This window comes from Desulfomicrobium salsuginis, from assembly GCF_054657795.1.
Genome location: NZ_BAAHYA010000002.1, coordinates 1,958,656 through 1,972,164, shown reverse-complemented (window position 1 = coordinate 1,972,164; position 13,509 = coordinate 1,958,656). Strand labels below are relative to the sequence as shown.

The window sequence follows — 13,509 nt, the reverse complement described above, 5'->3', positions numbered from 1 at the left end:
TTTGAAGCGGGAAAGGAAAAGGGCAGGCCCGAGGACCTGCCCTTTCGTGCGTCTAGTTGGCGCCAGGCTGTTTTTCCAGGTGCCCCGGGTTGAAGAGGCGGCGGTCGCCTGCGGCCGGGGGCGTCCACTGGTAGATCCAGGTTTCGGTCAGGGGACGGCCGTCGGCCTCCAGGTAGAGGCGCAGGTTGATGGGGGTCTGGGTGTCGTCCGGCGGCACGACGTCGAACATGCAGCGGAAGCCGTTTATGGCGTGCTGCGGACGGACCGAGGTGATCTCGATGCGGCCGGCCGAGGTCTCCAGAACCGGCGTGATCTTGGTGTCCTTGCCGATCATGGCCAGGTCACCGCCGGAGAAGTCCACGGCGAAGCGCTGGCTGTAGTACTTGCGGATGACGCCGACCACGCCGCCCAGGCCCGTGAAGGTGTCCACGACCTTGCCCAGCTTCGTCTGGGACGGAGGCGTGGTGCCCCAGTACATGTTGTAGCTGTAGAGCAGCTCCTGACCGGCCTGGACGGGCTCGGCCGGGTTCCAGAAGGCCACGATGTTGTCGAAGGTCTCGTCGAGGTTGGCGATCTCGACCAGTTGCACGGAGCCGGTGCCCCACTGGCCGATGGGTTCGATCCAGACGCTCGGGCGCTTGTCGTAGAACACGCCGTCATCCTGGTAGTGGTCGAAGTTCTGGTCGCGCTGGACGAGGCCGAAACCGCGCGGGTTGTGGTCCATGTAGGCGTTGAAACGCAGGAAGGGCGGGTTGTTCAGGGGCCGCCAGATCCACTCGCCGTTGCCGTTATGCATGGCCAGGCCGTCGGAGTCGTGCAGTTCGGGGCGCCAGTCGTGGTTCATGCGGCGGTCGTTCTCACCGACCATGAACATGCTGGTCAGGGGGGCGATGCCCAGGCGCTCGATGGGCTTGCGCGGGTAGACGGCCGCGTCGACGCGCATGGTCAGCATCTGACCGGGGCGGATGTCGAAACGGTATGCGCCGGTCACGCTGGGCGAGTCGAGCAGGGCGTAGACCGTGGTCGTGTCGCTGCCGGGACGGGGCTTTTCCAGCCAGAAATGGGTGAAGGTCGGGAACTCCTCGTCACGCGGCAGGGCCGTGTCCACGGCCAGGCCGCGGGCCGACATGCCGTACTGCATCTCGCCGCCCACGGCGCGGAAGTAGCTCGCGCCCAGGAAGGCGATCAGGTCGCGGGTCCAGTCCGTGTGGTAGCGCAGGCGGAAGCCCGCAAAGCCAAGGTTCTTGGGCAGGTCCTTCCCTTTGACGCCGGACTTGCCGTAGGTGAAGAGGTCGGGGGTGTAGTCGAGCTCTTTGACCTTCCCGTCCTGCAGTTCATAGATGGTGATGGGCGTCTTGAAGAAGAGGCCCAGGTGGAACAGTTCGGCCCGGAACAGGGACGGATCGCTTTTCCACAGGGCGTGCTCCGAGTCGAAGGCCAGCTGCATGTAGGCGTCCCAGCTCAGGCTCTTGAGGGATTCCGGGATTTCGCCGGCGTGGTCCACGTAGGGCTGCTGCGCCAGATGACGGGCGCGGCCCTTGAGCCAGGCGTAGTCGAAGTTGGTGCCGCCGGTCGGGGTCGGCAGGTCCGTGGCGGCGAAAGCGGCCGTGGACAGGACAAGGGATGCGCCAAGGAGGATCGTGCAGAGCAGTGTGGCAAGGGGATGACGCTTCATGGTTCGTTTCTCCGGTTATTCCGAAAGTTCCTGTTTGGTCACGGCCTCGGCCTTGACGCGGTCCAAAAGGTCCGCAAGGGCGGGCTTGACGTTTTCGCGGATGTCGCCGGCCACGATGAGGAAGAGCAGGTCGTCGCCCGGCACGTACTCGCCGCTTCTGGCTTCGGCCACCGCGCGGAAGATGCCGGGGCGCGCCTCGATCTCCTTGCGGATGGTCTCGACCTTGGCCTGATCGACCTCGATCTTCACTCGGCCGACCTTGCCCTTGTCCTTGCGCGACCAGGCCCGGACCACGCCGTTGTGGACCAGGACCATGCCCACGTTTTCCCGGAAACCGGTTTCGGTCTTGAGTTCCGCTATCTTCTTGCTGATGTCCATGGAGTCCTCCTTATCGGGCTTCCAGTTCGTTCAGGTGGGTGCGTGCGAAATCAAGGTTCGGGTCGAGCCGCAGGGCTTCGCCCAAGAGCTCCCGCGCCTTGTCCGCGTTGTTCATGAATTTATGGCACAGGCCGAGATTTGCAAGGTCCATGGCCGAGCCGCTGTCCAGGTTCAGGGCCAGTTCGAAATTGGCCGCGGCGCCCGCGTAGTGCTGTTGCTTGAAGTACGCTACCCCGCGCAGGTTGAAGTACTCCTTGACCTCGGGGCAGTGGCCCACGGCCCGGTCCAGGTGCGGGATGGTCTCGGCCCACAGGCCCTGCTGGGACAGGGCGTAGGCCTGATAGAAGGCGGCCAGGCCGCGGTCGTCGGCCTCGGGCTGCTGCGGCTCGGCCGTGGCGAACCAGCTGGCTGCCCGGTCGATCTCGCCCTGGCGCAGGGCCACCAGGCCCCGGAAGAACGGCAGGTAGTGGGCGTCGGGATAGACCTCTTCCAGCACGGACAGGCCGGCTTCGGCCTGGTCCGGGTCCATGTCCTCGGCCAGGATGCGGCCGACGAAGAGGCCCAGGGAGGCCATGGGCGTGCGCTCCCGGAACAGGAAGCCCGGGATGAAGTTGTAGTTGGCCGGGATGTCAAGGCCCGGCTGCGTGGTGTCGACGGAGAAGAAGGTGAAGCCCTGCTCCTTGAGCCGTGCGCAGAAGTTCGTGAGCTCCGTGGCGATGTCCGCGTCCTGGTTCGCCGGGAGGGAATCGATGGGAACCGTGGGGCCGGACGTGAGCCAGTCGAACTGGTCCGGGTGGGTGAACTTGGGTAGGCCCGAGGCCTCGTAGTTGCTGCAGCTCTCGAAGTCGCCGCCGAGCTGGGCGATCTCCGTCAGGGCTCGTATGGCCGCCTTCTGGGGCGACGAGGCCGTGCCGGCGGTGAAGACGATCTCGCTTTTGTGCGGGAAGGTGGCCGGGTCCATGACCAGGGCCGCCACCGTGGGCACGGGCAGGCCGAGGCTGAAATCCTTGAGCCAGACCTTGAGGCCGTTGCGGATGAACTTGCCGTACAGCTCGACCAGGACCGGGTCCGTGAAGGAGGCGGGGTCGATGTTCGGCGTCTCCTGCCGCGTGCGGTCGACCACGGCGCAGACGTGGCGCTCGACCAGCTCGCAGCCGCCCTGAAGCATGGACTCCTCCAGAGTGTTGCCGGCCGAGGAGCCGTTGAACTCGTTGAGCTTCTTGAACCAGTCCAGGGGAGCCATGTATTCGTGCCCCGTGCCGATATCCGTGACCGGCGCGAAGCGCCAGGGCAGGAGATCCAGGATGCGGGCCGCGTCCTCGTGGCCGGCCTTGTCGGCCACGGACTGGATCAGGAAGGAGATGGGCAGCAGGCTCTCCCCGAATATCTCGCGGGCCCGGGACCAGGTCATGGGCCGGAAGTTCGAGGGGTCGCTCCAGAAGGAGAAGTAGCTGAAGCGCTCGGCCAGCTCCATCAGCGCCGAGGCCTCGGCCTGGGCCGGGGAGGCGCCTTTGCCCATCTGCTTGCGGGTGGGCATGATCTCGCGCGCGTCCTCGCCGCAGATGGACATGAACACGGGGATGCCCAGCCGGCCGGTGTCGATGCGCCGGGTCTGGGCCAGGATGCTTTTGCCGGAGCGGGACAGGGCCTTGCGGGCCCGGGCTACGGTCTCCTCGGGAGTGCAGGTCTTGTCCAGGTCCGTGACGTAGCCCTTGGGACACGGATTTATTTTGATCATAATGGTCCGAATTGAAACGGTTTGGGTTGGCGCGGTGCCTGGCACCCGGAGAACCGGCCGGGGAATCCGCAGAACGCCGTTTTGGCGGGGGTTCGCGCACAAGTCAATGGGCTTTGTATTCGACGCGCGGTATGCTAGGGTTTGGGGAATATTCTCGATTCGATCCACAAGGAGCGTCACATGATCGACGGACAACGCTTTCTTCTCGGTGGGGCGGACGGGGCTGGCGTGTACCAGCTGGCGGCCATGGGCAACCGGCACGGGCTGGTGACCGGGGCCACGGGCACCGGCAAGACCATCACCCTGCAGATCCTGGCCGAGAGCTTCTCGCGCATGGGCGTCCCGGTCTTCGCCGCGGACATCAAGGGCGACCTGTCCGGCATCGCCGCGCCCGGCAATCCTCACCCGAAGATCGACGAACGCCTCGCGCTCATGCCGGCCGACGGCTTCGCCTTCGAGGGCAACCCGACGGTCTTCTGGGACGTCTTCGGCGTCTCGGGCCATCCGCTGCGGACCAGCGTCTCGGAGATGGGGCCTCTGCTGCTCTCGACGCTCATGGAGCTCAACGAGACCCAGACGGGCATCATGTACGCCTGCTTCCGCATCGCCGACGAACAGGGCCTGCTGCTCCTGGATCTCAAGGACCTGCGGGCCATGCTGGCCTTCATGGCCGAGAACGCCGCCGAACTGCGGTCGACCTTCGGCAACATCAGCCCGGCCAGCGTCGGGGCCATCCAGCGGCAGCTTCTGGTGCTGGAGGAGCAGGGCGGGGACGTCTTCTTCGGCGAGCCGGCCCTTGCCCTGGCGGACATTATGCACACGGATTTTTCCGGGCGCGGGGTGATCTCGATCCTGGACGCGGCCGGCCTCATGGCCCGTTCGCCCAAGATCTACGCGACCTTTCTGCTGTGGCTGCTGTCGGAGCTCTTCGAGCAGCTGCCCGAGGTCGGCAACCCCGAGCGCCCGAGCCTTGTCTTCTTCTTCGACGAGGCGCACCTGCTCTTCGACAACGCGCCCAAGGCCCTGGTCGACAAGATCGAGCAGGTCGTGCGCCTGATCCGCTCCAAGGGCGTGGGCGTCTACTTCGTTACCCAGTCGCCGGCCGACATCCCGGACGAGGTCCTGGGGCAGCTGGGGCTCAAGATCCAGCACGCCCTGCGGGCCTACACGCCCAAGGAGCAGAAGACCGTACGCAGCGTGGCCGAGAGCTTCCGGGCCAACCCCGCCTTCGACACGGCCGCGGCCATCACGGAGCTCGGGACGGGCGAGGCCCTTGTGTCCGTCCTCGACGCCAAGGGTCGCCCCGGCATGGTCGAGCGGGTGCTGGTGCGTCCGCCGCAGTCCCGGATCGGGCCGCTGACGGAGCCCGAGCGCGCCCAGATCCTCGGCCGTTCGCCCCTCAAGGGCCGCTACGACGCCATGGTCGACCGCGAGTCGGCCTTCGAACTCCTGCAGGCCAGGGCCAGGAGCATGGCGGACCAGGCCCGCGGACGGGCCGAAGCGGAGGCGCGTGAGAAGAATGAGGCGGCCCGGGGCGGGGCCTTCGACTGGCTGACGGGGACTTCCCGCCGCCAGGGATTGGGGGAGGCCATGGTCAAGAGCGCGGCGCGGACCATAGGGACGCAGCTTGGGCGGCAGATCCTGCGCGGTGTGCTCGGCTCCATCTTCGGGGGCCGCAAGTAGCTGCGGCATTATGGGCGGGAAAGAAAAAGGCCGGGAAACCGGCCTTTAGCGTCGCATGGAGCGGGAAACGGGATTTGAACCCGCGACTTCAACCTTGGCAAGGTTGCACTCTACCACTGAGTTACTCCCGCGTTCGAAGAGAGTTTTCCTAATCGGACGTCATCCGGGATGCAAGCATTTTTTTTCGTCCGTTGGAAAAAGAAAAGGCCGGTTGGACCGGCCTTTGTCTTCTGGAGCGGGAAACGAGATTTGAACTCGCGACTTCAACCTTGGCAAGGTTGCACTCTACCACTGAGTTACTCCCGCAGTCTTGGAGGCGGCATCCAGATTTGAACTGGAGAATGGAGGTTTTGCAGACCTCTGCCTTACCACTTGGCTATGCCGCCATTTCTGTGGAGCGGGAAACGAGATTTGAACTCGCGACTTCAACCTTGGCAAGGTTGCACTCTACCACTGAGTTACTCCCGCTCAACGAGGAGTCGTGTTTATAAAGGGCGGTGTCGGCTGTCAACCAAAATCTGTTTTTTTCTTTGCACCTGAAGCGAGAAAGCTTATTATTATTGAAATTGTCCGTCGGAGTCCGCAGGGGGTTTACTTTTTGGTGTGCAGTGAATAGTAACTCTCTCCCTAGGCAACTGGCCTGCAGGAGGACAAATCATGGAAGCCAAGGACCTTGAGTTCTTCAGAGAATATTTGACCAAGATGATTGACGACATCCAGCGTCAGGGCGAGGCGACCATCGAGGAAATGTCGGACAACGTGGAGTATTACTCCGACCCCGCCGACAGGGCCTCCGCCGAGTCCGACCGCACCTTCACCCTGCGCCTGCGCGACAGGGACCGCAAGCTGATCAAGAAGATCAACGAGGCCCTGGACCGCATCGACGACGGCTCCTTCGGGGTCTGCGAAGACTGCGGCGAGGACATCGGGATTCCGCGCCTCAAGGCCCGTCCCATGACCACGCTGTGCATCGAGTGCAAGAGCCGCAGGGAAGAGGAAGAGCGTCTGCGCGGCGATTAGGCCCGCCCCCTGGTCTTCACGTTCATCAAGGCGCGTACCGCTCTGGCACGCGCTTTTTTTGTTTTTTTGAAGGACACGCATGGACGCCAGCGTTTTTCGCTTTGTGGCCGAGGAACTGGCCGCGCGCATCCGGGGCCTGCGCATCGAAAAGGTCTTCGCGCCCCTGCCTGACACCTGGACCTTCAGCATGGGCCGGGCGGGGCATCTCGTGCTGTGCACCGGCAAGCCCACCCCCTTTCTTTTCCTTTCCCCGCACAAACCGGAAAATCCCCCGACCCCTTCGGGCCGGGCCATGTGGCTGCGCAAGCGCCTGCGTGACCGGCGCGTGCACGGCCTCGTTTCGGACTGGCCACGGCGGCGTCTGGCCCTGGAGCTTTCCGCCGGCGAAGGGCGTTGGCTCATCCTCGATCTCGCGGCCCCGCCTTCGCTGGTCGACTCCCTGCCGCCCGAATTTGGCATGGCGCCCGTCTGGCCGGAGCTTGAGCGGATCATCGGCGAAGACGGGCTGTGGCGCGAGCTACCGCATCTCACGCCGCCCCTGCGCAACCGGCTGCGTTTCCTCCCCGAGGACCAGGCGCGGAGCCTGCTGCGGGACATCGCCAGCGGCGCTGTAGGGACGTTTTGTTTCGGGCTGGACCACCGCGGCCGTAGCCAGGTCGGCCTCTGGCCCCTCGAAGGCGGCGGCACCTGCGCGAGCGTCCTGGAGGCCGCGCAGCAGGCCCACGGCCGGACCCTGGCCGACATGGCCAGGGCGCACGGCGGGGAGGACGACGCGAGGTCCCGCAACATCCGGCGCATCGAGCGCGCTTTGGCGCGGGTGGAGGCGGACCGGTCCCGTCTCGGGGAGATGGTCGCCATGCGTGAAAAGGGGCTCGCGTTGCAGGCCCACCTGCACGGTCTGGACAAGGACGCCCGTCTGGCAGTGGTCCGGCTCTGCGACGGGAATGGTGGGGAGGTGGAACTCCGCCTGGATCCCGGAGTGACCGTGCGTGAGAACATGACCAGATTTTTCGCCCGCGCGGCCAAGGGCGAGCGGGGCATGGGCATCGTCGCCGCCAGGACCCAGGCCCTGCGCCGGGAACTTGACGATGCGCGGGCGGGCCGCATCGCGCCGGCCACGCCGTCCGACACGTCCCTGACGCCAGCCGCGCCGAGCCCTTTGCCCGCCAAATACAGGGGCATCAAGGTCGGGACCTACCGCTCCTCCGACGGCTTCCTCATCCTGCGCGGCCGTAGCGCCCAAGCCAATCACCAGCTTTTGACCAAGGCGGCCAGCCCCTTTGACTACTGGCTGCACGCCCAGGACGGACCCGGCGCCCATGTCGTGGTCAGGCGAGATTTCCCGGCCCAGGAGGTCCCCGAGCGGACCATCCTGGAGGCCGCCGCCCTGGCCGCCCTGGCAAGTCACCTGAAGATGGCCGACCGCGGCGATGTGCTGCTGTGCCTGGTCAGGGACGTGCGGACCATCAAGGGGGCGAACCTGGGCATGGTCGGCGTCGACAAGGTTCTGCGAATGGTCCGGCCGGTCATCGATCCCGCCCTCGAAGAGCGGCTGCGCCTCGATATGGGGAGCTGACTTTACATGCGCCGCGGGAAGACTTAGGTCTTGCGGCCACACTACCTTTGCGAGGTGTCCATGCTTATCGATTCCCACGGCCGCAAGGTGAGCTACCTGCGGCTGAGCATAACCGACCGTTGCAACCTGCGCTGCCTGTACTGCAGGCCCCAGAGCGAATGGGTATTCCTGCCCCATGAGCAGATTCTGACCTTCGAGGAGATGTTCGAGCTGGTGGACGTGGCCAAGATCGCCGGCGTCGAGAAGGTTCGTCTCACGGGCGGCGAGCCGTTCGCCCGCAAGGGCTTCATCCCCTTTCTGGCCCGCCTGCACGCCAAGTACCCGTCCCTTGACCTGCGCATCACCACCAACGGCACCATGCTGGCCGGGCGTGTGCAGGAGCTGCGGGAGGCCGGGGTGGCCTGTCTGAACATCTCTCTGGACACCCTGCAGCGCGCGAAGTTCGAGGAAATCACCGGCGTCGACGCGTATGGACTGGTCCGGGCGGGTATCGACGCCTGTCTTGCGGCCGGGATGCGGGTCAAGATCAACGTCGTGGCCCTGAAGGGCATCAACGACGACGAGTTGCCGGAATTCGTGGATTTTGCGCGGGATCTCGGCGTGGACGTGCGTTTCATCGAGTTCATGCCCATCGGCTACCAGTCGCGCTGGAGTCGCGACAACTACTGGCCGGCCAAGGACATCGTCGCGGCGGTGGAAGAGCTCGTGCCCCTGGACGAGGTGCGCGAGGCCTCGCGCAACAGCGGCCCGGCCAAGATGTACCGCATTGCCGGCGGGTCCGGGCGCATCGGCGTCATTTCGGCTGTCAGCAACCATTTCTGCGAGAGCTGCAACCGCTTCCGGGTCACCTCGGACGGCAAGCTGCGGACGTGCCTCTTTTCCGACAAGGAGTACGACGTGCGCTCCATCCTGCGAGACCCGCAGCACTCCACCCAGGAATTGCTCGACCTCTTCGCCAGGGCCAATCAGGAGAAGCCCATGGGCTACAGGCTGCTGCAGGACCGCCAGACCAACCAGGTCTGCGACCGGGCCATGACGGCCATCGGCGGCTAGGGCTTTTTCGGGCGAATCAGGTCGTCCACGGCTTCGGGCGTGGCCGGGATGGACAGGGTCGGGCGACTGCCCTCCAGCACCTTGTCCAAGTCGAGGGTTTCGATGCGGATGTCCGAGCCGAAGGCGTCCTCCTGCAGGGCCAGGTACGCGGTCTTGGAGAAGGCGCGGGTCCTGGCCCACCACGAGCTGCCTTTCTGTTCCCAGAAGCGCTGCCCGGAGCGGTAGGCGTAGAGGCCGGAGCAGGCAAGAAATGCGAGATTGGTCTTGATGGCCGTCACGAATGCTTTCCTCACCATGCTTCTTGCTTCCTGGAAAGCAAGCTGCGTTTCCGGCCTGACGGCCGGCAGGTTGTCAGTGGTTCGTTTGTCGTCTTTCATATGATATGAGGCTTCGCGGCCTGTGATGCTTCACTTTTCGGTATGTAGGTGCGGAAGAATTCCTCTACGGAACTCCGCACGGTTTTGCAAATGCGCGGCCGTCGCCCCGCCGGGGCGGCCTTTTCGGCGCAGCATGAGGACGCATGGAGAGACAGGACATAACCTTCGAGAATCCGGACTTCGCCCGCGAGGTCTTCGGGCCCGGCAACGCCCATCTCGAGACCGTGGCCGGGATCACGGGCGTGACCGTGGAGAGCCGCGGCAGCGAGCTTTCTGTTTTCGGCGACGACCATGACATGGTGCATCTGGTTTGCCGCTACTTCGCCCAGATCTACGACCTGGTCCGCGGCGGGCATCAGCTCTTCGACCGCGACATCGAGCAGAGCCTGCGCATCATGCTGCGCGACCCCTCCACGCCGCTCAAGAAATACTACCAGGAGGCCCTGTTCACGGTCTCCCCGCGCAAGACCGTCTGCCCCAAGACCGTGACCCAGCGCGAGTACCTGCACGCCATGCGCGAGCTGGATCTGACCCTGGGCATCGGCCCGGCCGGCACGGGCAAGACCTACTTGGCCGTGGCCGTGGGCGTGTCCCTCTTCCTGCAGAAGAAGGTCAAGCGTCTGGTCCTGACGCGCCCGGCCGTGGAGGCCGGCGAGAAGCTCGGCTTCCTGCCCGGCGATCTGGTCGAGAAGGTCAACCCCTACCTGCGGCCCCTCTACGACGCCCTGAACGACATGCTCGACTACGCCCGGGTGCAGGAGATGATTGCGGCCGGGGCCATCGAGATCGCGCCCCTGGCCTTCATGCGCGGCCGGACGCTGAACAATGCCTTCGTCATCCTCGACGAGGCCCAGAACACCTCCCCCGAGCAGATGAAGATGTTTCTGACGCGGCTGGGCTACGGTTCGCGGGCCGTGGTCACGGGCGACGTCACCCAGATCGACCTGCCGGCCCACGTGGGCTCGGGCCTGGTGCAGGCCGTGGAGGTCCTCGAGGGCGTCCAGGGTGTGGCCATGATCCACTTCACCGAGGACGACGTCATCCGCCACCCCCTGGTCGGGCGCATCGTGCGCGCCTACGACCGGCACCGTCAGGCCGCGCTGGCCCGGGAGGGCAGGGGCTGATGCTGCACCTGGAGCAATGCGTTCCCGCGGACCCGCGCTTTCCCCTTTCGGGGCCGGAGCTCATGGAGATTTTCGAGGGCCTGGCCGGGTGCTTCGGCCTGGACGAGTGGGAGCTCTCCCTGCGCCTCGTGGACGACCGGGAGATGGCCGAACTGAACGGTTCGTTCATGGGCTGCCTGGGGCCCACCAACATCCTGAGCTTCCCCGGCGGAGGGGACGACTGGCTCGGGGACCTCGTCCTGTCCGTGGACACCCTGGCCCGCGAGACGCGCCTCTACAACCAGGACCCCCACGAATACACCGTGCGTCTGCTGGCCCACGGCCTGCTGCACCTCATGGGCCACGACCACGGCCCGGAGATGGACGATCTGACGGACCTGGCCGTGGCCGCGGTACGGCCCGACCCGGAAACGTCCGTCACCCGCATCTTCCCCTCGATCTGAGCACGTCCCGCCACAGGCGGGGGCCCACGCGCGTAAAGCGGTCGAAATCCGAAACGATCTCAAGTCCCGGCACCATGGCCCTGTAGACGGGCAAACGCAGTTCCCTCTTTGTCAAGTTGACGTAGACGGGTTCGTACCCCCTGTCCTCCAGGATGGCCTCGAGCAGGGCCAGGTCGCCTGCGGCCGAGCCCGTCGAGTGGTCCGGCAGGTCTTCGAGCAGGCGGACCGGAAGGTCGCGCGGGCCCTTGGCCGACGCCGGACCTCCGGGAAAGGGGAAGGGCGTCTCGGTCAGGGCCGAGAGCGCGGCGCGGCGGCCCGAGAGGGACGCGCCCGTGGCCTTGACCAGTCCGCCTTCGGCCAGGAGCACGAAGCACTTGTAGCAGGGCACGCCCAGTTCCGTGGTCAGATCCTGGAAGACGGGGTCGACGCCCTGCTCCCGGTATCGTTCCAGAAGCTCCCGCACTGCGTCGTCGCGGCTCTCCACGCGGAAACAGCGCGCCGGGTCGAAGACCCTGACGGCCTCGGCGTCGCGCTCGATGACTTCCAGCAGTCCGCTGACCTTGGCCTCCTCGGGCGTGTTGCCCGAGGCCAGGCCCGTGGAGCCCAGGCCGCTGAAGAGGCGGACTTCGTCGAGGTTGGTGAAGAGGTACACGGCCTGCAGCGGGACGAGCCTGGTCTCGCCTCGGCGGCCCCGGCCCGCGATCCAGTGCAGGGGCTGGTCCGCGTACGGGACTTCCAGGCGCATGGCGTTTGGGTCCAGGGCCTCGCCGCCCAGGGCGCCGAAGGGCGCGACCCGGATCTCTCCGTCGTCCTGGCTGCCCGAGACGCGCATGTCGCGGATGTCGGCGAAGGAACTGTAGCGCTCGACGATCTCCATGGCCAGGGAGACGCGGGCGTCGTCCATGGTCAGGCCGCGTCCGTAGCTGGTCATGAGCCCCTGCAGGCGGTGGTCGAAGGCGCCGCAGCGCGTGGCGCGGTCCAGCCGCCAGCGGCGCAGCAGGCCCCATGGGGCCAGCGAGGCGTGATGGCGCATCTCGGGTCCGTCCAGGACGCCCAGGCCGTAGAGCCGTTCCTCGGCCAGGGCGCGGGTGGCTTCGGCGGGCCGCCTGGGGCAAGGGGCGGGCAGTTCCAGGGAGGCCCGGATGCGGGCCGGGTCCGCCGCCGGGTTGTCGGGCGCCGAGTCCAATGCGTCGTCGGCCGGCTCGGCGGGCAGGGGGGCGTGTTCGAAGATGTTCGCGGCCAGAAGCCGGCTCGTCCCCGCGTGCAGGTCATGGTCGGGCAGGGCGGCGCTGGCCAGGAAGAGCTGGGACGTGCAGCCTTTGAGCCCGTCGAGCGCGGGGCGCATTTCCGGCCACAGGTCCCGCAGGCCCGGGGTCAGAAGCACGGTTTCGAGGACCAGGGCGCGGACCGTCTCGTCGGCGGCGTCGAAGAGGGCGCGCAGTTTCGCCGGGGCCATGGCGGCCAGTAGCGGTCGGACGTGGGCGCGCATGAACTCGTCGCCGGGCAGCCTGCGGACGTGGTCCAGGCATTGCTCAAGGGTCAGGGGTTCGGCGGGTTCGGGGGTGAAGTAGGCCACGCCCAGGAGACTGTCCTGATGGGCGAGACGGTAGCGCATGGTCGGGGTCACGTCGAAGCTCCTTGGGTGGTTTGTCGGGCCATTGGTACCTATCTTGCTTGAAATCGCCTGCCAAGGAGATGCTGTCATGAAATTTTTCCTTCTCTGCGCCTGCGTCCTGCTCGTGGCGGGGTGCGCGTCCATGGATCGTTACGATGTGAACCTTTATGGGATCGACTATCAGGATGACGCCGAGATTCTGATGGGCGAACTGGTCGAGGCGGTGACGCCCGCGTCCATGCCCGACACGGGTTACCGGGCCCTGATCGTTCCCTTCGCCCTGCGCCAGGACATCGCCGTGCGCAAGGACGTGGGCCGGGAGATGGCCGACGTCTTCCGGCGCGCGTGGCTTGAGCGCCGTGTCTTCGGGGCCATGGAGTACGACTCCTCGAAGCCCTGGGCCGGGCTGGACGCGGCCATGTCCGCGGCCAGGGCCAAGGGCGCCAATATTCTGGTCACGGGCAACGTTTCCCAGTTCTACGAGGGCGGCGGCGCGGGCCGGACATCCGTCGGCATCACGGCCGAGGTGTACTGGGTGCCCGACGGGACCCTGATCTGGTCCGCGGCCCAGGCCGCAGCCATGGAGGCCGGGCCTGCCAAGGACTACGTCGTGGTTCGCAGTCAGGTGCGCCTGCCCGAGAACCCCACCTACGCCGTCATGCGCGCCCTGTCCCTGAGCATGGCCGACGGCTTCGCCCGCCACCTGCGCCCATAGCGCCGGCACAGCTTCCGACCACTCGCGAGCCGACGTGTTTTCGTCGGCTTTTTCATTTTTATTTCGTGGTGTTGCAATTCCCTTTACAAACCATGAACAAGCTTTGTAGGAA

Annotated in this window: 12 protein-coding genes and 4 tRNA genes; 7 read left to right on the top strand and 9 right to left on the bottom strand. The window is 66.0% G+C overall.

Translation table 11 applies throughout. From position 1 onward, the window contains the following. Window positions 1–52: 52 nt before the first annotated feature. The 3 genes from ACYQ3G_RS15905 to ACYQ3G_RS15895 are packed head-to-tail and all read right to left on the bottom strand — an operon-like array spanning window position 53 to window position 3,791. Window positions 53–1,675, bottom strand: coding sequence for an OpgD/OpgG family glucan biosynthesis protein (locus ACYQ3G_RS15905; protein WP_459827320.1), 1,623 nt, complete (start codon window positions 1,673–1,675; stop codon window positions 53–55). 15 nt (window positions 1,676–1,690) lie between these two features. Continuing rightward, the gene (locus tag ACYQ3G_RS15900) at window positions 1,691–2,053 is read right to left on the bottom strand and encodes a molybdenum cofactor biosynthesis protein MoaE (RefSeq protein ID WP_459827317.1); all 363 of its coding nucleotides are present in this window, start codon (window positions 2,051–2,053) and stop codon (window positions 1,691–1,693) included. Window positions 2,054–2,063: 10 nt separating this feature from the next. After that, window positions 2,064–3,791 carry a YcaO-like family protein gene (locus ACYQ3G_RS15895; RefSeq protein WP_459827314.1) on the bottom strand — a complete coding sequence of 576 codons (1,728 nt, stop codon included), beginning with the start codon at window positions 3,789–3,791 and terminating at the stop codon, window positions 2,064–2,066. 180 nt (window positions 3,792–3,971) lie between these two features. Between ACYQ3G_RS15895 and ACYQ3G_RS15890 the strand changes: the two genes are divergently transcribed. After that, complete coding sequence (locus ACYQ3G_RS15890) at window positions 3,972–5,474, top strand: helicase HerA-like domain-containing protein (protein ID WP_459827311.1); 1,503 nt, start codon at window positions 3,972–3,974, stop codon at window positions 5,472–5,474. Window positions 5,475–5,530: 56 nt separating this feature from the next. On the opposite strand, the gene ACYQ3G_RS15885 is transcribed toward ACYQ3G_RS15890, so the two are convergent. The 4 genes from ACYQ3G_RS15885 to ACYQ3G_RS15870 form a co-directional block, all read right to left on the bottom strand. After that, window positions 5,531–5,605: transfer RNA gene (locus ACYQ3G_RS15885), tRNA-Gly, on the bottom strand. A 100-nt stretch (window positions 5,606–5,705) separates the two neighbouring features. Continuing rightward, window positions 5,706–5,780 (bottom strand) — tRNA-Gly (locus tag ACYQ3G_RS15880). A 5-nt stretch (window positions 5,781–5,785) separates the two neighbouring features. Further along, window positions 5,786–5,860 (bottom strand) — tRNA-Cys (locus tag ACYQ3G_RS15875). Between the two features lie 7 nt (window positions 5,861–5,867). Continuing rightward, a tRNA-Gly gene (locus ACYQ3G_RS15870) sits at window positions 5,868–5,942 on the bottom strand. Between the two features lie 189 nt (window positions 5,943–6,131). Here ACYQ3G_RS15870 and dksA point away from each other — a divergent pair. From dksA to moaA, 3 genes are all read left to right on the top strand, one after another. Next, the gene (gene dksA, locus ACYQ3G_RS15865) at window positions 6,132–6,494 is read left to right on the top strand and encodes an RNA polymerase-binding protein DksA (RefSeq protein ID WP_028577928.1); all 363 of its coding nucleotides are present in this window, start codon (window positions 6,132–6,134) and stop codon (window positions 6,492–6,494) included. Window positions 6,495–6,573: 79 nt separating this feature from the next. Beyond that, window positions 6,574–8,070, top strand: a complete 1,497-nt coding sequence (locus tag ACYQ3G_RS15860; RefSeq protein WP_459827308.1) for an NFACT RNA binding domain-containing protein — start codon at window positions 6,574–6,576, stop codon at window positions 8,068–8,070. Window positions 8,071–8,130: 60 nt separating this feature from the next. Beyond that, on the top strand, window positions 8,131–9,123 hold the full coding sequence (gene moaA, locus ACYQ3G_RS15855; RefSeq protein ID WP_459827305.1) for a GTP 3',8-cyclase MoaA: 993 nt from the start codon (window positions 8,131–8,133) through the stop codon (window positions 9,121–9,123). Here the strand turns inward: moaA and ACYQ3G_RS15850 are convergent. Next, window positions 9,120–9,419, bottom strand: a complete 300-nt coding sequence (locus ACYQ3G_RS15850) for a hypothetical protein (protein WP_028577925.1) — start codon at window positions 9,417–9,419, stop codon at window positions 9,120–9,122. The genes moaA and ACYQ3G_RS15850 overlap by 4 nt on opposite strands. Window positions 9,420–9,643: 224 nt before the next feature. On the opposite strand from ACYQ3G_RS15850, the gene ACYQ3G_RS15845 reads away from it, so the two are divergent. Further along, entirely contained in the window at window positions 9,644–10,624 is a 981-nt protein-coding gene (locus ACYQ3G_RS15845) for a PhoH family protein (RefSeq protein WP_459827302.1), read from the top strand. Next, entirely contained in the window at window positions 10,624–11,067 is a 444-nt protein-coding gene (gene ybeY / locus ACYQ3G_RS15840) for an rRNA maturation RNase YbeY (RefSeq protein WP_459827299.1), read from the top strand. The genes ACYQ3G_RS15845 and ybeY overlap by 1 nt, the downstream gene beginning before the upstream one ends. Here the strand turns inward: ybeY and ACYQ3G_RS15835 are convergent. Beyond that, window positions 11,042–12,694: a YcaO-like family protein gene (locus tag ACYQ3G_RS15835; protein WP_459827296.1), complete on the bottom strand. Its 1,653-nt coding sequence runs from the start codon at window positions 12,692–12,694 to the stop codon at window positions 11,042–11,044. The genes ybeY and ACYQ3G_RS15835 overlap by 26 nt on opposite strands. A 76-nt stretch (window positions 12,695–12,770) precedes the next feature. Between ACYQ3G_RS15835 and ACYQ3G_RS15830 the strand changes: the two genes are divergently transcribed. After that, the gene (locus ACYQ3G_RS15830) at window positions 12,771–13,397 is read left to right on the top strand and encodes a hypothetical protein (protein ID WP_459827293.1); all 627 of its coding nucleotides are present in this window, start codon (window positions 12,771–12,773) and stop codon (window positions 13,395–13,397) included. Window positions 13,398–13,509: the final 112 nt, after the last annotated feature.

Coding starts and splice junctions, on each gene's coding strand:
- ACYQ3G_RS15890 (WP_459827311.1), top strand. CDS start 3,972: ATGATCGACGGACAACGCTTTCTTCTCGGTGGGGCGGACGGGGCTGGC.
- ACYQ3G_RS15830 (WP_459827293.1), top strand. CDS start 12,771: ATGAAATTTTTCCTTCTCTGCGCCTGCGTCCTGCTCGTGGCGGGGTGC.
- ACYQ3G_RS15895 (WP_459827314.1), bottom strand. CDS start 3,791: ATGATCAAAATAAATCCGTGTCCCAAGGGCTACGTCACGGACCTGGAC.
- moaA (WP_459827305.1), top strand. CDS start 8,131: ATGCTTATCGATTCCCACGGCCGCAAGGTGAGCTACCTGCGGCTGAGC.
- dksA (WP_028577928.1), top strand. CDS start 6,132: ATGGAAGCCAAGGACCTTGAGTTCTTCAGAGAATATTTGACCAAGATG.
- ACYQ3G_RS15845 (WP_459827302.1), top strand. CDS start 9,644: ATGGAGAGACAGGACATAACCTTCGAGAATCCGGACTTCGCCCGCGAG.
- ACYQ3G_RS15905 (WP_459827320.1), bottom strand. CDS start 1,675: ATGAAGCGTCATCCCCTTGCCACACTGCTCTGCACGATCCTCCTTGGC.
- ACYQ3G_RS15860 (WP_459827308.1), top strand. CDS start 6,574: ATGGACGCCAGCGTTTTTCGCTTTGTGGCCGAGGAACTGGCCGCGCGC.
- ACYQ3G_RS15850 (WP_028577925.1), bottom strand. CDS start 9,419: ATGGTGAGGAAAGCATTCGTGACGGCCATCAAGACCAATCTCGCATTT.
- ybeY (WP_459827299.1), top strand. CDS start 10,624: ATGCTGCACCTGGAGCAATGCGTTCCCGCGGACCCGCGCTTTCCCCTT.
- ACYQ3G_RS15900 (WP_459827317.1), bottom strand. CDS start 2,053: ATGGACATCAGCAAGAAGATAGCGGAACTCAAGACCGAAACCGGTTTC.